This window comes from Kluyvera sp. STS39-E, assembly GCF_040932435.1.
Classification (GTDB): domain Bacteria; phylum Pseudomonadota; class Gammaproteobacteria; order Enterobacterales; family Enterobacteriaceae; genus Kluyvera.
The window spans coordinates 200,015-221,464 of record NZ_JBFQGA010000003.1; the positions used below are offsets into that span (position 1 = coordinate 200,015).

The following is a 21,450-nucleotide window of genomic DNA, read 5'->3' on the forward strand; positions in this document are numbered from 1 at the left end:
TTATACAGTAGGCGGAAGAGGTTACAGTGTAACTCTTTGTCAAAAAATTAACGTGCTAGCCAGCCGCCATCAACCGCTACGGTGTAGCCATTGATATAGTCTGAAGCTTTCGAGGCTAGGAACACCACCGGGCCTTTTAGGTCTTCCGGCGTGCCCCAGCGACAGGCAGGGATACGGTCGAGGATCTCTTTGTTTCGTTCGGCATCGTCACGTAGCTGCTGCGTGTTATTAGTCGCCATATAACCCGGGGCGATGGCGTTCACGTTGATACCATGCTGCGCCCATTCATTCGCTAACAGACGGGTGATCCCTAAGACACCGCTTTTTGAGGCGGTGTAGGATGGCACACGGATGCCGCCCTGGAAAGAGAGCATCGAGGCAATATTAATAATTTTTCCGCCGCCGCCTTGAGCCAGAAACTGTTTCGCTACTGCCTGTGAAAGGAAGAACACCGATTTCAGGTTCAGGTTCATCACGTCATCCCAGTTTTTTTCGCTGAAGCTGAGCGCGTCTTCGCGACGGATAGTCCCGGCGTTGTTAACCAGAATATCGATACGGCCAGCCGCCGCTACGGCTGCGGGGATGATATCGGCGAGGCTCTCAGACTGGCTGAGATCGGCCTGAATCGCGAACAAACGACGGCCCAGCGCCGCGACTTTATCCGCCGTTTCCTGCGGCAGACTGCGGCTAACGCTGACGATATCGCAACCGGCTTCCGCCAGCCCTAGCGCCATACCTTGGCCCAAACCTTTATCACACCCGGTGACGAGCGCCACCTTACCTTGCAGATTGAAAGCATCGAGAATCATGTCGACCCCTGTATACGTTTTTTATCGTTATGAGATGACCTACCGAGCAAAGCATAGAAGGGGGAAATGGAAAATTCAAATAAAAATAAAACGTCGTTTCATTTTTATGATTGAGTTGGCATTTGCGGGCACCGTTCGTGCCCGCATCACGATTACCCGAGCAGGTTTTCGCGGGTGAGGGATTCAAGGGACAGCAGTTTGACATCCGCGAGGCTAAAGCGTGGGTCCATCTGGCTTTCAGCGGCAGGCACCACAATCGAGCGCATGCGAGCGGCTTTGCTGGCAATCATGCCGTTAACGGAATCTTCCAGCGCCACGCAGCACAGCGGATCGACGCCAAGTTCGGCGGCACAGTTGAGGTAAACCTGTGGATGCGGCTTGCTGTACGCCAGCGTATCGGCGGAGGCCAGCGCGTCGAACTGTCCGCGCAGGTCGAACATGGTCAATACTTTTTCCAGCATGTGCAACGGTGAGGCGGAAGCCAGCCCAACTTTTAGGCCTTCGGCTTTACACAATGCCACCGCTTCGCGCACGCCGGGCAGCAACGGACGAGACTCTTCAACTAGGGCAATCACGCGGGCAATCATACGCTGCACGACGGTAGCGCGGTCTGGACCGCTCCACGGCTGCTGGGAAAACCACAAATCGACCACCAGATCGATACGTAAACCGCGTGTATCGGGAAGCTCATGGCGACGGCTAAAGTCGACGCCCAGTTCGCTGAGAACTTCATGCTCGGCACGATCCCACAATGGTTCGGAATCGATCAATAATCCATCCATGTCGAAAATGGCGGCTCGTATTTGGCGCTCGGCGGACATAACTACCTCTCCTTTAAGATAACGAATGCAGGGCAATGGTATATCATATCAAGCGTATACTCGTCGTCTTTCAGATAGACTTAGGATGAGTCCTGAACCAAAGCGTCTACACAAGGGGAACCCATGACGTATCAACAAGCTGGACGCATTGCCATTTTAAAGCGTATTGCCGGGTGGATTATTTTCATACCCGCGCTGGTTTCGACACTGATTTCAGTGCTGAAATTCATGTACGAGCACAGTGCAAAACAGCCGGGCATCGATGCCGTGATGATGGATTTTGTTCACGTCATGGTGGATATGATGCGTTTCAATACGCCATTTTTGAATCTTTTCTGGTACAACTCGCCGCAGCCAGACTTCCAAAATGGGCTAAATATTTTGTTCTGGGTGATCTACGCGCTGATTTTTGTCGCGCTGGCTCTGCAGGATTCCGGTGCGCGCATGGCGCGACAGGCGAAGCATCTTCGTGAAGGGGTAGAAGATCAGCTGATTCTGGAAAAAGCCAAAGGGGCGGAAGGGTTAAGCCGTGAAGCGCTGGAAGCACGCGTGGAAGTGCCGCGTCATACCATCTTGGTGCAATTTTTCCCGCTCTACATTTTGCCGATTATCGTGATTGTTATCGGCTACTTTGTCTTAAAGGTGCTGGGTTTTCTCTAAAAACAAACAGCCCGGCGATGCCGGGCTGATGATTAGATGTTTGGAATGGCGCGTGGTTTGCCTTGAGGGTCTACCGCGACGTAAATAAATAGCGCCTCGGTGGCCTTGTAGCGCTGTCCGATAGGCTCTGATGAAACCTTCTTGACCCACACCTCAATATTAACGGTGACGGAAGTGTTGCCCCGTTTTACGCAGCGTGCGTAGCAGCACACCACGTCACCTACCGCGACAGGTCGCAGAAAGGTCATGCCATCTACCCGAACGGTAACAACCCGCCCGTGTGCCACTTCCTTCGCCAGTATGGCGCCACCAATATCCATTTGCGACATAAGCCAACCGCCGAAAATATCACCGTTGGCATTGGTATCCGCGGGCATCGCTAATGTGCGTAATACCAGCTCACCCTGAGGAGCGTCATTTTGCTGTGTCATTCTTGTTCTCTGTACTTACTTATGGTCGTCTTGTGGCATATGGCGATAGATGTAAACACCGCTCAGTACGGTGAATACCAGCGTGAGTGCCGTGAGGCCAAACACTTTAAAGTTTACCCAAATGTTTTGCGGGAGCCAGAAGGCGATGTAAATATTTGCCAGCCCACAGAGAATGAAAAACACCGCCCAGGCTACATTGAGCTTCGACCACACGGCCTCTGGTAACGTGATCTCTTTCCCCAGCATGCGTTGAATCAGCGGTTTTTTCATGACCCACTGGCTTATCAGCAGCGCGCCAGCAAACAGGGCATAAATCACGGTGACCTTCCACTTGATAAATTCATCGTTATGGAAGAACAGCGTCAGGCCGCCAAACACCGCGACGAGAACAAAGGTAATCAGCGCCATCTTTTCGACTTTGCGATAGCGTACCCAGCTATAAATCAACACAACAGCGGTAGCGACGATAAGCGCTGCGGTTGCCGTGTAGATGTCATAAATCTTATAAAAGGCGAAGAAGACAACCAGTGGTAAAAAATCCAGAAACTGCTTCATACTTCGATTCCGTAGGTCAGCGCTGCCCGCAACGGGCAGCATCAGATTAGTCGCGAATAAGCATATATACGCGGAACAGATAGATAAGCAACAGGGCGGAAACCAGGTTGCTTAACGCATTAACCACCACCGCGCCAAGGTACGGCGTGAGCACGGCAAAGCTTGATGCGAACAGCAGCAGCAGGGTTTTTGCCAACATCCAGCCAACCACCGCAGGAGCGATAATACGCATATTAGCCCACCCCAGACGCGTACTGCTGCGCATTGAGGCGAAAACACCCAGTTTATCCTGCACCATGATCACCGGCGCGAAGGCCAGCACGATGGCGAGCAAAATCCCCGGAACCACAATCAACATCACGCCCATTTGAATCAGAAACGTGCTGATAAAGATAAGCAGCAGCAGCTTTGGCAATACCGGTGCGCTGGCGCCAATGGCTCGCAGAGCGCTAACCGGATGCCCGGCAGAGATAAGCTGGATCAGCAGCAGAATCCCGCCCGCCAGAATGGCGTTGCCAATCAGTCCGGCGAACGTCGAGGCTGCGGAAGACTGCAACAGGATCTGTTGTTGCTCCGGTGTCATGTTCTGCACGAGGTCGAACAAACCGGTGCTCCCGGTCAGATGATCCCCAACCGTCAGCGTAGCAAGTTGCTCTTCGCTGGGGGAAAAGGCATGGCCGAGCACCACCGTGATAAATGAACAGAGCAATGAAATCAGTAAGATAGTAACAAACTGATTACGAAAAAAATTACCCGTGTCACGGTATACAGACTGCGCCGTGATAGACATGCACTCTCCTTGAGTATTGCAGGTGTGAATAAGTCGGCAATTGTACCGCAAATCGCGCGGGCGTAGCAGTCTCTGCGCGAGCTAGGCTAAGTATATCTTTGTAAAGAAAAAGCCGTATCAGCCGCGCTTTTGAACGGTTGGCTGATTAATCAACAAATGCAAAAATTGATTTGAATATTAATCACGCAATGTAAGTAAAAGGTAAAAATTAATCTGGATCAATAAATGTTAAATCTCATGATTTAGTGTGATCCAGGACGGATCAAAAGTAACTCGTTGTGGGTATATTTGCCGCGCTAGAAAAACCATAATGAGGAAGTGGATATGAAAAAGTTAGCAGTGGTTGCACTTGCGTTAAGTACCTTGTCGGGCAGCGTATGGGCGCATGAAGCAGGGGAGTTTTTCATTCGTGCTGGGTCGGCAACGGTTCGTCCAACGGAAGGATCTGATAACGTTCTTGGCAGTCTTGGGAGCTTCAATGTCAGCAACAATACGCAGTTGGGGTTGACCTTTACCTACATGGCGACGGACAACATCGGTATTGAACTGCTGGCTGCCAGCCCGTTCCGTCATAAAGTGGGCACCGGGCCAACCGGTGATATTGCGACCGTTCATCAATTGCCGCCTACCCTGATGGCGCAATGGTATTTTGGTGATGCGCAAAGCAAATTCCGCCCCTATATCGGCGCGGGTATCAACTACACCACCTTCTTTGATAGCGATTTTAACGACACGGGTAAAAAGGCGGGACTGTCTGACTTGAGCCTTGACGATTCTTGGGGCGCGGCGGGGCAGGTTGGTCTTGATTATTTGATTAACCGCGACTGGTTGCTGAACATGTCAGTTTGGTACATGGATATCGACACCAACGTTAAATTTAAAGCCGGCGGCGTGAACCAAAGCGTTAGCACACGTCTGGATCCGTGGGTGTTTATGTTCTCAGCCGGTTATCGTTTCTGAATTCTTCTGCAAAACTCCTGCAAAACCCTTCTGCAAAGCTGGTCATTATGTGGCCAGCTCATTCCACTCTTTCTTGGCACTAGTCTTACTTTGCTCAACAAGAAGATAATCATCCTCTGTTCGGCAAGTCGGCTATTTGCTTCCATAACGAGTTCTTCAGCCAGCTTCTCATCAGAAACTTGCCTGCAATGGGGCACTTATAGCACCAATAGGCCTTATTCTAAGTCATCAGTGTCTCTTGCTCTGCGAGTTCCATGCCGAATATATGCTGTAGTAGATTAATGCACAGCGCAAATAATGTAAGGCCCTGTTGTATTGGAGATAACCATATCTCCGGAAGGCAGCTGTCTAATGCTTACCACCCTATATGAATCAAGGCTTAATTGACCTAAAAATTTCTGAGCCAGTTCAGCAGGGATATCATCGGTACCGGTAGGTGTAACTCTAATAGCATGTAACTGATAGTCACCGCTCCCAAGGCGTATGTAGTCATAAATTATGCTACGGTTAAGCGTATAGCTTGCATCTTCATTATGGATTTCGCCGGATATATTGACAAACACTTGCCCCTTCAATGTAAATGTTACACTTTCGGTGAAATTTAAAAATGGTTTATTTTCTGTGTTCGTTGAAAGAGACACCGTTGAAGAAGAACAAGTGAAGCTGAGATTATGTTGGGAGTGCCAGTACCCACCTGCCAGAAACACCAGCAATAATGCCATCAGGATAAAAATAAAAACATGATATTTTTTCATCAGCGTATCCAAGAGTAGTAGTAAATATTCTGACAGGTATCACGATTGTCACTCCACTCAATGCACCGACTGAACAAGACTTTTGCTGGTTTGTGTAGGTGTAAAGCTTCCTGCGCATATATATAAAAGGAAGTTGTCGCGGTGCAAATTTGATTGTTTTTTTCTAACGCTTCTTTCGCTACGGCAAAACTGGATGCGTCCGCGACATCGCTTTTAACCCCTGAAATATCATAAACAGGACATCCTTTCAGTTCGCCGATTTTTCGTGGTGTAATTTTATCTGGCTGGGAGGTATATAAAAAAGAAGCCAATACGATGACTAGAAGAGTAACTGACGCTGCGATAAATTTTGGCGCGATGTGCAATCGACGGTGCAAGCCAATATGCGTCGATACATGGATGTCTTTGCTTAAGTAATACCCCGCACGCGGAACGGTTACGATAATATCCCTATCACCTAAATATCCTGATAGTGTTTTACGTAGAAGGCTGATGTACTGATTCAAGGTGTTGGATGAAGATACGATCCCAGCCTTTTCCCAGACCTCATTAAATAGAGTATCCCTAGTCACCAGTTCACCATGATGAAGTACTAGATGTTGCAGAATTTTACTGGCGATCGTCGTCAGGTGGGTAGTGTCAGACTTCTCTTTGTCATGACGGTAAAGGGTGCCATTGACCGAGTCATAGATCACTACGTCATCAAGGATGTATAACATCGCTCGTCTCCTTATGTTGAGCATCTTTACATGATAGACCTTTCCTTCCTTCTCGTGGAGTTATGTCATACCAATCCATATCAACAGTGTATTATTCTATAATTAACCATCAATTCAGCATTGTTTTTTATAAAACAACGTGTCACTGGGTTATAATGTTGATTGATCGGGGAAACCTCTGAATACTGAGTCCATCAAACGGGCGGTTCCATATCGCCTTGGGCCATTAATAAGAGGACTGATGTATGAAAACTATCGTTGCTGGCCAGAGCGTGAAGATGCATCCAGATATTGTGCATTTTCGCCTAGAGCCCCTTGTCGATTTAAACGCCAGTCGAGTCAACGTCGGACAAGTCATCGGCTATGAAGTGTTAAGTGAACTGCGGGATGGCTTGATCCCAGAACGTTGGTTTACCCAGTTGTCAGGTCGTCAGCAAATTAATATTTTGCGACAGCAAATTCACAGCGTTAGCGGAAAAATCGCTGATGTCTGCTTTTATAATCTCTCAGTGGAAGGTTTTCTTGCTCTGAATCATTGCGATATTGTTGATATCGTAGCTTTTAATCACGTTTGTCTGGAAGTATCAGATGCCTCGGTATTGAAGTGTATGAATGAGAAGGAGCAGTATTTATTTTATAAAAACATAAGTCGCTTGCGTTACCTTGGTGTAAAGGTATGGGTTGATGATTTTTCTATTGATGATTTGATCACGCTTCCTGCGCATAAAGACAATATAGATGGCATTAAAATTGATAAATGTGAAATTCATGGCCGCCATCTAAAGGACATCGTTAGGTTAGTAAAGTCCGTGTTGGGAAATATTCCGGTATTGATTGAGGGTGTTGAATCTGAAAGAGATCTTAATACGAGCATGTTATGCGGTGCCGATATCGCTCAGGGTTATTACTGGGAGGGTAAGAATATAATTTCCGCATGATTTGGTTATTCTTACGTTGTAACTGCACAGGCTTTTTATAAAGTTAAAGAGTCTAGCAGTACCATTACAACCACTAATCTATTTATTCTTTATTTGTTAATTTATACAAAGGTATTTCAATGGCTTTTTTTAAAATCAAACCTATTTGTATTGCAATTGCTGCTATTATTGCCAATCCACTCTATGCATATGCAACTAATAGTACTGTTGCCGCCGATGATATCGTTAATGATACAGTCATTAGCGAGGGCGATAATCAATATGTGTACGGTACGGCCAATAATACGACCATAAATTATGAGGGGCTGCAGGATGTATATGCTGGTGGGGTGGCTAATAATACTGTTGTTGATGGCACTCAGTTTATCGGTAGTGGAGGCCATGCTAATAATACCCAGATCAATACAGCAGATGGTGGCCAAATTGTTGCTAAAGGAGGTAGCGCGAGTCAGACAACCATTAATGATGGCGGGCTCCAGCATGTTCCTGATGGTGGAAAAGTTTATGACACCATAATAATGGAAGGCGGACAACAGTGGATCGAGGAAGGTAGCGTTGCAGACAAGACAGAGATCCGGGCCGGCGGTAAACAGATTATTCAATTTAACGGCGTAGCCAATAATACAACTATTGAAGGGGGTACACAGGAAATCAGGACTTATTCTACTGCGACTAACACCACAATAAACTCTGGGACGCAAAATATTAGTGGAGGTGGTCAGGCCATTGGAACAGAAATAAGAGGTAATGGGATTCAGAATGTTTCGGGGAATTTGAGCACCGCGAAAGACACGACAATTTATTCTGGAACACAGATCCTCTCAGCAAGAGGTAGTGCAGAGAAAACGACTTTGGCTACTGAAGATTCTGTTCAAATCATCGAGGCTGCTGGCACTGCCAAAGAAACAACAATTGACGGTGGCACGCAACGTGTTGAAGCCAGCGGTACTGCAAAAGATACTCTGGTGAATAGTGGGACACAGAAAATTATGAGCGGCGGTGAGGCATTCAATACGACGCTCGAGGATGGCCAACAAATTGTCTATGGTACGACAACCGACACGACGCTAAATGGTGGCCGATCCTATCTGTTCGGCGGCGCGAGAGCCGAGGGTTATACGGAGGTCAATAACGATGCCAGATTGGTGATCTATGCCAACGCTCAGGCTGAGGACGTCACTCTCAATGGCGGCACTTTGCAAGTCGCGTCATTATCAAGCGATGCTCCAGGACAGGTGAATGCCCAAGTCGATAAGCTCGATATGAACGGCGGTAATGTAGTGTTCAGTTCCATTAACAACCACGGTTATGCGCAGCTGAATATTGGTGAACTGAATGGCAGCGGGAATTTCCGGTTCCAAACTTCACTCGCGGATAAAGCTGCCAACTTTGTCACCATTGGTCAGGGAACCGGTAGCTTTGGCGTCATAGTTCAGGACTCCGGCAAGGAAATTGCAGACCACACCGATCTGACCGTAAACCTGATTAATGATCAGGGTGGTGATATTGACTTTGCTCTGCAGTCTTCTCGCGGTGGCAGTGCTCGCGCTGTCGATGGCGGCGCCTACATGTATGTTCTGAAACAGGAAACCGGTAAAGACGGAATGGACGGTAACGTCTGGTACCTTGGCGCTCTCACCGATGAAGAAGGCAATGGCGGTGGCAACAATGGCGGCGGTGACCTAGTTACTACCCCATCCACTGATGCTGTTCTGAACTTGGCGAATGCCGGGCTGAATATTATGCGCGGTGAGATGGATGGGCTGCGCGGCGCCCGCCAAGATCGTAATACTGACCTGCAGAAGGACGAAGGCAACGTCTGGGGCCACTATCTTGGCAAGAAAAGCGCCGCGGAAACCAGCAACGGTGCGGCCTACAAGCTCTATCAGAACGGTATGGAGCTCGGTGCAGACACTATTTATGGTTTTGACCGTGGCAATCTAGTGACCGGCGGCTTTGTCTCTCTGACCAGTAACAACGTAAAGCATTCCCGCGGTGGGACCAGTTCAGTGGACAGTTATGGTCTTGGTGCCTACGCCACTTGGTATGACAACAATGGTTTCTATCTCGATGGCGTGGTGAAAGCGAACCGTCTGGAAAGCAAGCTTAATGCTCGGATGACCAACGGTGACATGACCAGCGGCAAATGGCACCAGTACGGCCTGAGCACGGCGTTTGAGGCTGGCTATACCCTGTTGCCGACCGAAGCCTTTCGTATTGAGCCCTTTGCTCGTGTGACCGGTACATACATCAATGATGCGAATGTGGCTCTGACTAACGGCATGACGGCGCAGACCGGGAAGGCACGTTCACTGACCGCCGAAGCAGGTACCCGTGTGGGAACGAACTTCCAACTCGGGAACACCATGTTCCGTCCTTATCTGAGCGCGAGCGTGGAGCAGGAACTGGCTCATTCCAACGAAGTCGTAATTAACCAAGTTAATCAGTTCAAAAACCACCAGAACGGAACCTCCGGTAAGTATGGCGTGGGTCTCACCGCCAATCCTACAAAGGATATGACTTTATATGGTGAGCTGAACTATCGGAATGGTAGCTTTGTTGAAGAACCCGTTCAGGGCGTTGCAGGTATCCGTATTAGCTTCTAACACTGGATAAATTGGAAGGGAGGGACTGCCTCTCTTCCGATTATGACGAGTAAAGACAGTGAAATATTATATTGAGACGCGAAATCATTTTTTGCGAATTGCCCTAGAGCAATTGAGTCCACATAATATGTATGAGAGGGGGACGTGTATAATTGATCTTCCCTCTTTTCATTCATTGAGAACCCTTATTAGCTGTATTGATCGACATAGAAATGTCTCTCGTTTTATTTTTATTGGTAACGATGGAGTCTATTCTCGCCTGTTATTGCCACTAATATCATTGGAGAGCGATATTTCAATAAAAAGTTACTGCAACATCATCCGACATTGTCCAGGCGTGACTTATGATGCTGCGATTAATTTTCTTTTGGAATATAAGTCGCTGGAAAATTTTACGCATATAGATAAATCGACGATACGAAGCTTGCTGCTCAACGACACCATGGCAGACTCCGCCAAGTATATTGGTACTACGCCTAAAATTTTTTATCATCGTGTAGATAAATTGGTTAAGAAATTACATATGCATAATCGTTTGCAAGCCCATTGGTTCTTCAGACATGAGTTCCATCCGGATTATGTTCAGCTAAAAATTGATGAACACGTCAGACGTTCTGTACGGCAACAGTTGGGAAATATGCATGATTTTTCTTTGGCCCTACGTTAACCCGCCTCGGCGGGTTTTTTTGTGAGTAAACACGATGGAAACAACAGTGTAATCGTCTCAGAAAATGCTTTTATAGGATTGAAAATCTGTCGCATGGGTATCATTGACCGCTATAGACCAAGGCCCATCCACTACGGGTAATGAGCCGCACGTTTAGCCAGTTTCTTTTGAAGTATGATGACCATGAAAGGAAATCCCGCTGCGGTTAAGGCACTGACAACCAACAGTCGATTTATATTTTGCGTTGTTAATCCCATGTCGGGGAGCAATAGAGAAGACAGAAAGAATGCAAGAGTGGTTATCAGGTACATTATTGCCGTCTGCAATGAAGAAAAGCTGGCACGTTGTTCATCCTCAGGATAATGGAGAGCCACCGACGAAGCGCAAACCAGTCGGCTATATGAGGCGCCAAGAAATATGGTTATAAAGAGAAAGGCATTTTTATTGCCCATCGCAGGAATAAGCAAGCTTGATATCAATAGCAGTGTTGAAAATATGGCTAGGGTGAGGGAGGGTAAGCGTGATGTAAGAATGCCTGTTATTTTTGTCGAAAAATAACCTACAATTCCGCCGCTGAGAAACAATAAAGGTAATAGGTTCTGTTGTGCACCCATATACTGCATCATCAATGGAGTCAGAATGGGTATGACAAGCATAGGACTAAATTGCGCGAATGCAGTGCATGAAGCAAAAAGTAAGGTGTCGGTATCAAAAGAGAGTTTGGCCTTTATGTGGGGTGAAACCGTATCATAGGGAAGGGTAAAAATGATCATCGGTAGAGAGACTAAGCACAGTGAACTGATTAGCCACATCGCAGCATGCCAACCATAATGCGTACATAAAAATAATATAGTGGGCATTCCGACAATGCTAACCATTGAGAATGATGCAATCACCGTGGCTAGCATTCTGCCGCGAAGATTTGCCGGAGCATGATTGATTAAAATGCTGATCCCCACGCCCATTGTCGTTCCCCCCACCAACCCTGCGCAAAATCGTAATATCAAGAGAGTTTCAAAATGCGTAATGAGCGTAGACAAAAAGGTTAGCGTTCCTAGCAGCGCCATATTTTTGATCAAAAACTGTTTTTTATTAAATCGATCAATCCAATAAAAAGCAGCAATCCCAGATAACACCGCGCCCAGCGTGTACATGCCAGAGACATATCCAGAAAAAGACACCGGCACGGAAAACCCGTCGGCCATAAAAGCAAAAACGGGTGTTAATGCCATGTACTCTAGTGCATTAGTGAACTGGATAAATGCCATTGCTAAGGCGATTCGCATGAGTGTTTTAGGATTAAACGTCTGGGTGACCAGTGGCATAGCAAGCAACCTTTAGATAAAAGATGCCTGAGTTTAATAGATATCAGTGGTGCTAATAATGTGGTAATAATGGTATTCATTATTATCATTTATGGGATAGTTAATGCGACCCGCTCTTGATTTCAATACCTTGAAAGTGTTCATCGCCGTGGTGGAGAGTGAAAGTTTTGTCGGGGCAGCGAAAGTCCTTGAGATGCCGACATCAAATGTGAGCCGTTGTATTTCTCAGTTAGAAGAAAAGCTAAATCTTCAGCTCATTGAACGCAGCACCCGTCATATGAAGCTCACCCAAGCAGGGCATCTACTCTATACCCGAGCGAAGCCATTGTTGGAGGCGCTTGAGCAAACTGAGACAGAATTAACGTTGCGGCAAATGCAGCTCAAGGGCCCGCTGCGTATCTGTATTCCCAATGAGGTTGGCCCGGCATTGCTGGGCGCCGCTGTTGCTGATTTCGCTTGTCAGTACCCAGATCTTGAGATCAGCTGCATCACAAACTTGTCAGGTTTCGAATCCCTGCGGGACGATCTGGATTTAGCTGTCATTATCACCCGTGGTCAGATGGATGATAGCGATTACATCGCCCGTCATCTCCTGACCATTCCGTGCACCATTGTTGCCGCACCTTCCGTCATTCAGCGCTACGGCACGCCATCTGATATACAGCAATTTGAGGAATTACCCTGTATTACAACAGTCAGTGCTCTGAAAGGCGCTCCCTGGCAGTTTGTCAATAAACAGGGCGGATTTGAGGCAGTCAAGGTCAAAGGGTGTTACCGGGTCAACAGCGGAGAGATGGCTGGACGAGCTGCGCTAGCAGGAGTCGGCTTTGCAATACTATCGAAGCAGGCCTGCCAGCCCTACATTAGCGATGGAAGCCTCATCGAGGTGGCGTTTGAACAATCGGCAGCCCCGTTGCAATTGTTCGCCCTGTATTCCAATCGACGTTTCTTACCCGCGAAAACACGGGCGCTGATTGATTTTATGCAGCAGAGATTGAGCAATAGTTCTCTAGAAGCATAAGGTGGGATTGGAAGTATGCAGTGGGCTGAGTCTCGACTGGGGATATTGGCTCAAAGCGGTGCTTAAGCGCATGCAGTAAGCTTGTCTGCTTTGTGCCAAAAGCGGACGTAGATTGAAGGCAGCCTGGACAAATGACTTTTATCCTTTTCGTTAACTAAACGTGCCGTGTTGCTTGCGAAAGAGCGATGATTACGCAAAAATGAATGAACGATCATTCATTTTATGATGTAATTCACTCAATTCAGTCTGTTGTCAAAACAAGTAAAGGCAAATTATGACCAGTAAAACGCTCAGACTTTTATTTCCTCAATGGCAGGGGGGCAATAACCCTCCCTATCATCTTGGCTCGCTTCTTCTCTCGTATCTTTCCCCCGAATCGGATGGCCCTGTTGAGTCAGTTCCGGTCGATGAGCCCACATCGCAGCCACAGGCCGAAGTGGATGGCATTACCGCTAAACCTCAAATTATCAGGCAACTCAACGATGCAGCCACGCTGATTGGGAAACATGATCCCGATTCAATCGTCGTTTTTGGTGGCGATTGCCTGGTATCACTGGCTCCTTTTGCCCATCTGCTCAATAAATACGGTGACAAACTGGGTGTGCTCTGGATTGACTCTCACCCTGATGTGCAGACCGCTAAACAATATCCAAACGCACATGCCCATGTTCTTGGCGCACTCATTGGAACGGGTGATAAAGATTTAGTAGCCCACGTAAGCACGAGGCTTAACCCCTCAAAAATAATGATTGCCGGTATCCACGATCCGCTGGCCTATGAAGCTGAATATCTGGCAAGTCATAGCATTGCGACGATGAGTCCTGAAAAGGTTAAAAACGACGCGAAAGACGTCACAAAATGGATCAAGAGGGAAAATATTGAACATCTGGCAATACACATTGATCTGGACGTTCTCGATCCGTCACTTTTCCGTTCGGTTCTTTTCGCCCAGCCTGGCAGAGGAGAGCATGATTTTGGTGATGTCGCAGAAGGTAAACTATCCATTGAAGATGTTCTAAATCTGATCGCTCAGGCAACGTCAGAAACGGTGCCTGTCGGCCTTACAATTGCTGAACATTTACCCTGGGATATGCTGAATCTGAAGAATATGCTCAGTGCGTTGCCGCTTATGAAGTAATATCTGATTCTGGGGTCAGAGTTCAATGCTGGCTCCAGGAAAAAAAGCGCGCTAAAGTCATGGCCCTCGATTAAACATAATAGTCAACATGTTAAAGAAAACCGAAACCTACCATAAGCTGATTACCGCTGCCGCTGCCTGCTTTGCAGAAAAGGGCTTTAGTGCGACCAGCGTACGTGAAATTTCTACCCGTGCTGGGATCAGCCAGGGAGCGATGTACACGTATTTCAAAAGCAAGGATGATCTCATCAAGGCTATCGTTCTTGAAGAGCAGAATTCAGCATTGACCGCTCACAGTGCTCCGTCTAGCGGCACTTATTTCGAGCGCCTTTGCGTGCAGGTTACTTCGTGCATAAGCGATGTAGGTTATCCAGTTACGCATCAACTCTGGGTTGAAATCATGGCGGAGTCTGCGCGGAACCCTGAATTGCAGAAAACGTATATTTCCAGTGATACCATCATGCGGCAAAGTATTGCAGGAATAATCGCGGACGGTATTGCAGCAGGAGAGTTTCGCCGGGAGATAAACCTTGAGGAAGTCACGATTATTCTTTTTGCCTTTATTGACGGTTTAATCGCGCGCAAGGCTATAAATGCATCCTTCTCTTTCAGTCGCGACCTGCCTATGTTTTTTGAGTTGATGTCAAAATTATTGAAATAATGCTAAACAGCTTTAGTCAACGTGATAGCCAGGGAATTGCAAATGTCCGCTCCTCGCTCAAAGCGGACCTTCTAGCCCAGCAAGCCTGTCCGCTGCGTGCCAGGAGCGAATATGCCAATTTCGGGCTTCGTGTCTATGAGTGTTAAGGGAAATGCCTATGGCAATCCCCTTAACATTGAGCGGAAAAATCAGCTTTGACAGAAACGGAGCCGGTTGCCAAACGGATCGTAAACTTCCAAGACATCGCCCCAATCCTGCTTCACTATTTCCGGGCGACCATAACCATACTGCTTTTCCTGTAGTTCGTTTCTGAACAACTCAATATTGTGCATAGGAATAAAAATCGTAGCGCCTGGGCTAGCGTCACCGTGATGTTCAGACAAGTGCAGCTGCAACCCCTCCCGGACAATGCCAAGATACAAAGGCAGGTTGGGCTCGAACCGGTGTTCAAATTCAACGCTGAATGATAGAAATTCAAGATAGAATTCCCGTGCTTTCCGCACATCGAACATGCGTAAGATGGGGATAGGCTTAATGAAATGAATTTTAGGCTGAGGAGCTTGTGAGGGCAGCGCAGCCTCAGCGGTGTTCCAATCCTTGTAGCCTAATTGATGTGCAATAGTTTCAAGTGCAGCGGAATAAGAAATTTTATGATCGCGCAGATCCAAAGAGGTTTTTAACTTTGCCGCCATTTGCTTGGCCAGCTCGATTGTTAACATACTTTCTCCTGTCTTCAGCAACTGATGGTGCTCGCATTACCGCCGCGATTCCGTGGCGATCTTCACGGCAAGCCCGGTCAACACTCCGCCCATCAGCCAGCGCTGGAATACGCCAAACGACGGCTTGCGTACCAGAAATAGTGCGATTGTCCCCGCCGAGATAGCGACTAGCGCATTGATTGATACGCTAATGACGATCTGCGTCATCCCCAGCATCAACGATTGCACCAGAACGCTGCCGTGAGTGGGATTAATAAATTGTGGCAGTAGCGACAGATAGACGATGGCAATTTTAGGATTGAGCAGGTTGGTCAAAAAGCCCATTAGAAACAGTTTTCGCGGGCTGTGCTCCGGCAGTTCTTTTAGCTGAAACGGCGAACGGCCGCCGGGGCGCACCGATTGCCAAGCCATCCACAGCAGATAAAGCACACCGGCAATTCTCAACGCATCGTAAGCATAGGGAACGGCCATCATTAGCGCCGTCAGACCGAACGCGGCGCTGACCATATAGAAGATAAAGCCCAATGCCACGCCGCCAAGTGAGACTAAGCCTGCCGCACGTCCCTGAGAGATAGAACGTGAAATCAGGTAGATCATATTTGGGCCGGGGGTGAGGGCCATGCCGAGTGAGACGAGGGCGAAGGCGAGAATATTGTGAGACTCAGGCATAACGAAACTCCAGCATGGCGACTGTTTTTCATACTACGACTTCCGTTTTCGTCGAGCGAGAGAAATGTCAATGAACTGTTAATTTTGGTAGAGATGTGAACAGGCCAACCATCGTGGCGATGGCGTATTGCGCACAAGCGGGAAACAGAGGCTTTACGGGGGCAGGAAGAATCCCTGCCCATACAGGCAGGAATCCCTATTTTCTGGCGACTACCGCTGTGCTAGCGCCTTAAACACCATGGCTACCGCGTGCGCGCCGGGGTCCATATTGCCCGCCAGACTCTCGCTGTTCAGGTAAGATGCCCGGCCTGCGTTGGCTCGGGTGGCGTGTGCCGTGGCATCGGCGCCCGCTTGTGCCGCCAGATAGGCCGCACAGAGATTGTCCGGCTGCTGGGCAAGAGCTTCTAGGGCAGGCTGGAGCGCATCGATCAGCGTGCGATCGCCGACGTCGGCACCGCCGTAAAATTTCATCTGCGCCAGGCCCGCCTGGAGGGCCGCGATAAAGGAGTGGCCTTCATGGATGGCTTGTCCTGCAGCCGTGAAGAAAATCGACATCAGCACACCGCTGGATCCACCCATCACCACTGTTAAGCGTTCGCCGATGAGTGCGCACAGCGTATCCAACTGCGCCAGCGGCAGGCGGTGCTGGTGCAGTTGGTGGGCAATTTCACGCGCACCGGCGGCGAAGGTTGAACCGGTATCGCCGTCGCCCACTTTGGCATCAAGAGCGTTCAAATCGGCTTCCAGCGCCGACAGCGTGGCGGTGACGGTTTCAACATAGCGACTCGCCAGCGCATTTTCAGACGGCGTGAATTCTACCCGGGCGCTGCGAATGGTGCAGGGCTGGGTTCGCTGTGCGCGCAACCGCACCGGCGGCAACCAGCCGGCGGTTTTGACTTCCGACAACAGCGCTTTTTCAATGCTCTCTTCCAGCACCATGGCCGTGATGGAAAAACCTTTCATATCCAGTGCGCTGACCAGCGCCGCTGGGCCAATGAGCCAGTCGGTGCGGGCACCAAGAGCACTGTGTGCCAGCTCGCGAGTGATAATCGTCATTTCGGTGACCGACACGCCGCCGAGGTTGTTTAGCATCAGCACCAGCCGCCCGGTATCCGGCAGTACAGCGCGGATTTTATCGACCATCAAGCGCACGACTTCAACGCTGTTTTGCGTATCAACGACGCTGGCACCCGGTTCGCCGTGGATCCCCATACCCAGTTCGGCTTGGCCTGGGTGATGACGTACGCCGTCATTCGGGTCTGCGGGAAGGTGACAGCTGGAAAGCGCGACGCCGATGCTGAATACGCGTGCCATCGCAAGCCGCGCTTCGCGGGTGACGGTGTCGAGGTTGTAGCCGTTTTCGGCAAAGTAACCGGCCACTTTGTGGATCAGAATAGTACCGGCAATGCCGCGCGGTTGCTTGTTATCCGGCAACGAAATGTCATCGCCAACGATCACCATCTCCACGTTATAGCCCATACGACGGGCTTTCTCGGCAGCCAGCCCGAAGTTAAGGCGGTCGCCGGTGTAGTTTTTAACAATGAGCAGACAGCCAGCCTCGCCGGTCACCGCCTGAATCGCCGTCAACACGGCATCCACGCTAGGGGAGGCGAACAGGTCGCCGCACACCGCCGCCGTCAGCATACCTTTGCCGACGAAGCCCGCGTGTGCCGGTTCGTGGCCAGCGCCGCCGCCGGAAATCACCGCGACGTTCGATTTATCCCAATCTTGGCGTACCACGATGCGGATGGCTGGGTCGCTTTCTAGGCGAGCCAGGTTATTCCATGGGCTGGCGATAATCGCCCCTTCGATAGCGTCACTGACAAGGTTTTCGCGTTGATTGTAGAAAAATTGCGACATAACAGATTCCTGAATTTTGGCTGTAGCAAGCCTGCGCAGCGCGCTGCGCAGAACGTTGCCAAGATGGTTAAAGCGAGAAATTAAGCGTCAACGGGTCGCCGTTGCGCAGCGTATCGAAAGCCTGGCCCTGCTGACAGTGCCAAGGGATACCGGCCTGCTTGGCGATGAGCGCGCCGTGGGCCAGCGGGCTGCCTTGCCGCAGGCAGATGGCGGCGGTGTTTTCAGCATTAAGCTGTAGCACCACGGAAGGGTAAATATCATCTGCTATCAGAATCGTGCGATGCAGCAGCGCCGGTGCGCCGTCGGCGGCGTCGAGCAGATGTCCGAGAGTCCGATGCAGAATATCGTCGACGTCAATGTAACGCGCCTGAAGATAGGCATCATCAAGCGCCTGGTACTGTTGGCTGAGTGCGCTCATGGTCTGTTGCCAGGCCCATTCCGCGCTGCACTTCTGCGTGCGCAGTTTCTGTTCAAGCTCCTTCATCAGCTCAGGGTCGTCAAGCAAGGTTTGGTGGCCGGCGAAAATGGCGGCAATATCGTCAGCGTATTTTTCAGCCGCCAGCGCAGTGAGGCCAGCAAGATCGTCTAGCGTACGGCTGATGGCGATTTTTAGGCGGCGAAACTCGTCTTCCGGCCGCCCATTTGCTGTGCGCGTTATTGAATAGGCGGCAGGTTGATAGTAAAGAACCTGGCCGCTAGCGGTAGACGGTGTGCGTGGCCGGGTATCCGGCGGGGTCATTGCCGCTAGGCATTCGCCAAAATTATCCTCTGCCAGCGCGCGAAACGCTGCCAGCGCCTCTTGCGCCTGCGGGCCTTTGGCAATCAGACGCACCCGGTCATGGCAGCGCACCTTCAGTAGGGCAATTTGATTGATGCTGTCGGGTTTCACGCATTTGCCGTCTTTTTCAAGTAGCAGCGCTGCGTTGAAACCGCCAAGCCCTTCGACCAGCCGGGCCGCCGGGCGAACGTGGAGGCCATTAGGGTTTTGAATCTCAACGGTAATCGACTGCGCGTCATCAAAGTCGCTTTCTTCAGTCGATGAGTCGTCAACCTCCATTTCTTGCGGCGCAAAGCCGAGCTGTACGCGTTTGGCACGCAGCGCGGTCTGTGCATCGAAGATCACTTTGTCGATACCTGCACCACCGGCGGCACTCGCCGCTGCGGCCAGCGCACCTTCGACCAGCGGCGCCGGGCACAAATGCACTTTCGCTGCGATCTCAGGTTCCAGCAGGTCGATCGCCGTTTCAGCACTCATCAGGGCGCTGCCGATATCCATTAACACCAAAATGGCATCGGCATCCGCGAGTGAAATAATGGCATCCATGACCTTAATCGGGTCAGTACCTATAGGGTTGTCGGGATCGTCAATCCCGGCGGCGATGGCCAGCCTGCAGCCATCACCCCTTAACATCTGGCGGGCCAGTTCCCCGATCCCTTCGCCCAGTTGGGCGCTGTGAGAGACAATTACTAGGTTTACCATCGCCTTATCCTTTGTCTTATGCTTTTGCCGCGGCGGCCAGCATTTGCATCATAAACAGCGTCGAAGTCGCTCCCGGATCCTGATGGCCGATGCTGCGCTCCCCCAAATAGCTGGCGCGGCCTTTGCGTGCCTGCATGGTGATGGTGGACTGCGCGGCGCGTTGTGCCACGTCGCAGGCGACATCTAGCGCGGCGGTTACCGATAATTTTTGTTCGCTGGATTGCCGCAGTGAGTCGACGACCGGCAGCCAGACATCGCACATGGTTTTATCGCCCGGTTCCGCTTTGCCGCGGCTGACGACGCCATCTGCGCCTTCGCGAATCATCAAATAGAGCTCATCAAGCGAAAGACTTTGCCGCGCTTGGGTTGCCTGCGCTGCGCGAATAAAGAAGGTGCCAAACAGCGGCCCGCTAGCGCCGCCGACGTTAGACAACAGCACCATGCCGGTGTTTTTGAGAATAAAACCAATGTCTTTGTCGGCAATGGACGGCAGTTTTTCGACGACCTTGCTAAAACCACGGTGCATGTTGAGGCCATGATCGGCATCGCCTATCTCGCGGTCCAGTCCGGTTAGAAAGTCGCACTGGGTGGTGAAGGTTTCGCCGCAGCGATACAGCCAGTCGACAATGTGTTCTCTGTTCAGTGACATTGCAGATCTCCTTAGCAACCCCAATTGAGGGCAGGGGTGTGAACCGGGGCATCCCATAAGGTGAGGATATCCTCATCTACTTTCAGCAGGGTGATGGAAAAACCAGACATATCCAGCGAGGTACACCAAGAACCAATCAGGTTGCGTTCGATAACGATCCCCGCATCGCCGCACAGCGTTTCAAGACGGTTATAGACGCCGTACAGTTCTGAAAGCGGCGTCGCGCCGAGGTTATTGACCATAGCAATAACGCGGTCACCTTTTTGCAGCGCGCGTTTGCTCTGGGTTACTTCCTGCCAACTGCCGTTGACGGTATCCCACTGACGCAGCGTGCGGCTGTAATCGCCATTTTCTTGCAGCGTGGCGAACATGGCATCTACGGTGTCATCAAGGGAAGTGAAAGGGCGGCGGTCGATGCCGGGTTCGCCGTGGATCCCCACGCCAAACTCCATTTCATTATCGTTAAGTTCAAACGACGGCCGGCCTGCTGCCGGCACCGTGCAGGCGCCGAGCGCAATGCCGAGGGTATGGCCTTGGTTGTTGAGCAGACGGCCAAGCTCAGCGCAGGCATCGAGGCTGTCGCCGCGTTCCGCCGCCGCGCCGACCAATTTTTCAATCAGTACGGTATTGGCGACACCACGACGACCCGCTGTGTACAGGCTATCTTTCACGGCGACATCATCGTCTACTACGACGGTCGTGACCTTAATGCCGCTTTCGTGCAGCAGCTCGGTGGCCGTTTCGAAGTTCAGTATGTCACCGGTATAGTTCTTAATAATCAGCAGCACGCCTTCGCCGCCGTCAATTTGCATTGCGCATTCAAACATTTTATCCGGGGTTGGCGAGGTGAAAATCTCACCCGGACAGGCGCCGCTCAGCATGCCGTGGCCGATAAAGCCGCAGTGCATCGGCTCGTGGCCGCTGCCGCCGCCGGAGAGGAGCGCCACTTTCCCGGCGACCGGGGCATCGGAACGGGTGACATACACCGGGTCTTGATGCAGATTCAGCGACGGGTGCGCTTTTGCCAGCCCTGCCAGTTGTTCGGTTAATACCTCTTCCACACGGTTAATCAGTTTTTTCATTATGTGTACTCCGCTGGATGTGATGTGGAGCGCCCAAGAGCGGCTCCGCGTAGAGTCGGCGGATGGGAGCGCCGATAGATTGATTCTGGCCTACAGCGAAAAAAAGAAAATCCCCACTTATTTTAGTTTCAAGTC

General features: G+C 50.2%; 22 protein-coding genes. 8 read left to right on the top strand and 14 right to left on the bottom strand.

Annotated elements, in window-relative coordinates; all coding sequences use genetic code 11:
- Positions 1-47: 47 nt before the first annotated feature.
- Both kduD and hxpB read right to left on the bottom strand, forming a co-directional pair.
- Positions 48-809: a 2-dehydro-3-deoxy-D-gluconate 5-dehydrogenase KduD gene (gene kduD / locus AB4K05_RS07495; protein WP_368479361.1), complete on the bottom strand. Its 762-nt coding sequence runs from the start codon at positions 807-809 to the stop codon at positions 48-50.
- Between the two features lie 152 nt (positions 810-961).
- Positions 962-1,630 (bottom strand): hexitol phosphatase HxpB, encoded by a 669-nt coding sequence (gene hxpB / locus AB4K05_RS07500; RefSeq protein ID WP_368479362.1) that lies wholly within the window; start codon positions 1,628-1,630, stop codon positions 962-964.
- Between the two features lie 123 nt (positions 1,631-1,753).
- Here hxpB and AB4K05_RS07505 point away from each other — a divergent pair, with 123 nt between their 5' ends.
- Positions 1,754-2,290 (top strand): YniB family protein, encoded by a 537-nt coding sequence (locus AB4K05_RS07505; protein ID WP_368479363.1) that lies wholly within the window; start codon positions 1,754-1,756, stop codon positions 2,288-2,290.
- A 32-nt stretch (positions 2,291-2,322) separates the two neighbouring features.
- Here AB4K05_RS07505 and yciA read toward each other — a convergent pair whose 3' ends face one another.
- Genes yciA through AB4K05_RS07520 form a run of 3 tightly spaced genes read right to left on the bottom strand, consistent with a single transcriptional unit; the run spans position 2,323 to position 4,066 of the window.
- Positions 2,323-2,721: an acyl-CoA thioester hydrolase YciA gene (gene yciA, locus AB4K05_RS07510; RefSeq protein WP_368479364.1), complete on the bottom strand. Its 399-nt coding sequence runs from the start codon at positions 2,719-2,721 to the stop codon at positions 2,323-2,325.
- A 15-nt stretch (positions 2,722-2,736) separates the two neighbouring features.
- The gene (locus tag AB4K05_RS07515; RefSeq protein WP_368479365.1) at positions 2,737-3,276 is read right to left on the bottom strand and encodes a septation protein A; all 540 of its coding nucleotides are present in this window, start codon (positions 3,274-3,276) and stop codon (positions 2,737-2,739) included.
- Positions 3,277-3,322: 46 nt separating this feature from the next.
- On the bottom strand, positions 3,323-4,066 hold the full coding sequence (locus tag AB4K05_RS07520) for a YciC family protein (protein ID WP_368479366.1): 744 nt from the start codon (positions 4,064-4,066) through the stop codon (positions 3,323-3,325).
- A gap of 324 nt (positions 4,067-4,390) precedes the next feature.
- On the opposite strand from AB4K05_RS07520, the gene ompW reads away from it, so the two are divergent.
- Positions 4,391-5,026 (top strand): outer membrane protein OmpW, encoded by a 636-nt coding sequence (gene ompW, locus AB4K05_RS07525; RefSeq protein ID WP_368479367.1) that lies wholly within the window; start codon positions 4,391-4,393, stop codon positions 5,024-5,026.
- A 278-nt stretch (positions 5,027-5,304) separates the two neighbouring features.
- Here ompW and AB4K05_RS07530 read toward each other — a convergent pair whose 3' ends face one another.
- Entirely contained in the window at positions 5,305-5,781 is a 477-nt protein-coding gene (locus tag AB4K05_RS07530) for a hypothetical protein (protein WP_368479368.1), read from the bottom strand.
- A complete protein-coding gene (locus tag AB4K05_RS07535; protein ID WP_368479369.1) occupies positions 5,781-6,500 on the bottom strand; it encodes a transcriptional regulator in 720 nt (239 codons plus the stop codon). Before AB4K05_RS07535 ends, AB4K05_RS07530 begins: the two co-directional genes overlap by 1 nt.
- Positions 6,501-6,745: 245 nt before the next feature.
- On the opposite strand from AB4K05_RS07535, the gene AB4K05_RS07540 reads away from it, so the two are divergent.
- The 3 genes from AB4K05_RS07540 to AB4K05_RS07550 all read left to right on the top strand — a co-directional run bounded on the left by AB4K05_RS07540 (position 6,746) and on the right by AB4K05_RS07550 (position 10,711).
- On the top strand, positions 6,746-7,438 hold the full coding sequence (locus tag AB4K05_RS07540; RefSeq protein WP_368479370.1) for an EAL domain-containing protein: 693 nt from the start codon (positions 6,746-6,748) through the stop codon (positions 7,436-7,438).
- A gap of 119 nt (positions 7,439-7,557) precedes the next feature.
- Positions 7,558-10,044 carry an autotransporter outer membrane beta-barrel domain-containing protein gene (locus tag AB4K05_RS07545; protein ID WP_368479371.1) on the top strand — a complete coding sequence of 829 codons (2,487 nt, stop codon included), beginning with the start codon at positions 7,558-7,560 and terminating at the stop codon, positions 10,042-10,044.
- 58 nt (positions 10,045-10,102) lie between these two features.
- The gene (locus tag AB4K05_RS07550) at positions 10,103-10,711 is read left to right on the top strand and encodes a hypothetical protein (protein ID WP_368479372.1); all 609 of its coding nucleotides are present in this window, start codon (positions 10,103-10,105) and stop codon (positions 10,709-10,711) included.
- A gap of 131 nt (positions 10,712-10,842) precedes the next feature.
- On the opposite strand, the gene AB4K05_RS07555 is transcribed toward AB4K05_RS07550, so the two are convergent.
- Positions 10,843-12,036, bottom strand: coding sequence for an MFS transporter (locus AB4K05_RS07555; protein WP_368479373.1), 1,194 nt, complete (start codon positions 12,034-12,036; stop codon positions 10,843-10,845).
- A 103-nt stretch (positions 12,037-12,139) separates the two neighbouring features.
- Here AB4K05_RS07555 and AB4K05_RS07560 point away from each other — a divergent pair, with 103 nt between their 5' ends.
- From AB4K05_RS07560 to AB4K05_RS07570, 3 genes are all read left to right on the top strand, one after another.
- Positions 12,140-13,057: a LysR family transcriptional regulator gene (locus AB4K05_RS07560; protein ID WP_368479374.1), complete on the top strand. Its 918-nt coding sequence runs from the start codon at positions 12,140-12,142 to the stop codon at positions 13,055-13,057.
- A 274-nt stretch (positions 13,058-13,331) separates the two neighbouring features.
- Positions 13,332-14,195 (top strand): arginase family protein, encoded by an 864-nt coding sequence (locus AB4K05_RS07565; RefSeq protein WP_368479375.1) that lies wholly within the window; start codon positions 13,332-13,334, stop codon positions 14,193-14,195.
- A gap of 88 nt (positions 14,196-14,283) precedes the next feature.
- Positions 14,284-14,856 carry a TetR/AcrR family transcriptional regulator gene (locus AB4K05_RS07570; protein ID WP_368479376.1) on the top strand — a complete coding sequence of 191 codons (573 nt, stop codon included), beginning with the start codon at positions 14,284-14,286 and terminating at the stop codon, positions 14,854-14,856.
- A 188-nt stretch (positions 14,857-15,044) separates the two neighbouring features.
- Here AB4K05_RS07570 and AB4K05_RS07575 read toward each other — a convergent pair whose 3' ends face one another.
- The 6 genes from AB4K05_RS07575 to dhaK form a co-directional block, all read right to left on the bottom strand.
- Complete coding sequence (locus AB4K05_RS07575) at positions 15,045-15,575, bottom strand: glyoxalase superfamily protein (protein WP_368479377.1); 531 nt, start codon at positions 15,573-15,575, stop codon at positions 15,045-15,047.
- A 36-nt stretch (positions 15,576-15,611) separates the two neighbouring features.
- Positions 15,612-16,244 (bottom strand): LysE family translocator, encoded by a 633-nt coding sequence (locus AB4K05_RS07580; protein ID WP_368479378.1) that lies wholly within the window; start codon positions 16,242-16,244, stop codon positions 15,612-15,614.
- 210 nt (positions 16,245-16,454) lie between these two features.
- Positions 16,455-18,104: a glycerone kinase gene (locus AB4K05_RS07585; protein ID WP_368479379.1), complete on the bottom strand. Its 1,650-nt coding sequence runs from the start codon at positions 18,102-18,104 to the stop codon at positions 16,455-16,457.
- Between the two features lie 67 nt (positions 18,105-18,171).
- Positions 18,172-19,584 (bottom strand): dihydroxyacetone kinase phosphoryl donor subunit DhaM, encoded by a 1,413-nt coding sequence (gene dhaM, locus AB4K05_RS07590; protein ID WP_368479380.1) that lies wholly within the window; start codon positions 19,582-19,584, stop codon positions 18,172-18,174.
- Between the two features lie 16 nt (positions 19,585-19,600).
- The gene (gene dhaL / locus AB4K05_RS07595; RefSeq protein ID WP_368479381.1) at positions 19,601-20,233 is read right to left on the bottom strand and encodes a dihydroxyacetone kinase subunit DhaL; all 633 of its coding nucleotides are present in this window, start codon (positions 20,231-20,233) and stop codon (positions 19,601-19,603) included.
- 11 nt (positions 20,234-20,244) lie between these two features.
- Positions 20,245-21,315, bottom strand: a complete 1,071-nt coding sequence (gene dhaK / locus AB4K05_RS07600; protein WP_368479382.1) for a dihydroxyacetone kinase subunit DhaK — start codon at positions 21,313-21,315, stop codon at positions 20,245-20,247.
- Positions 21,316-21,450 lie beyond the last annotated feature (135 nt).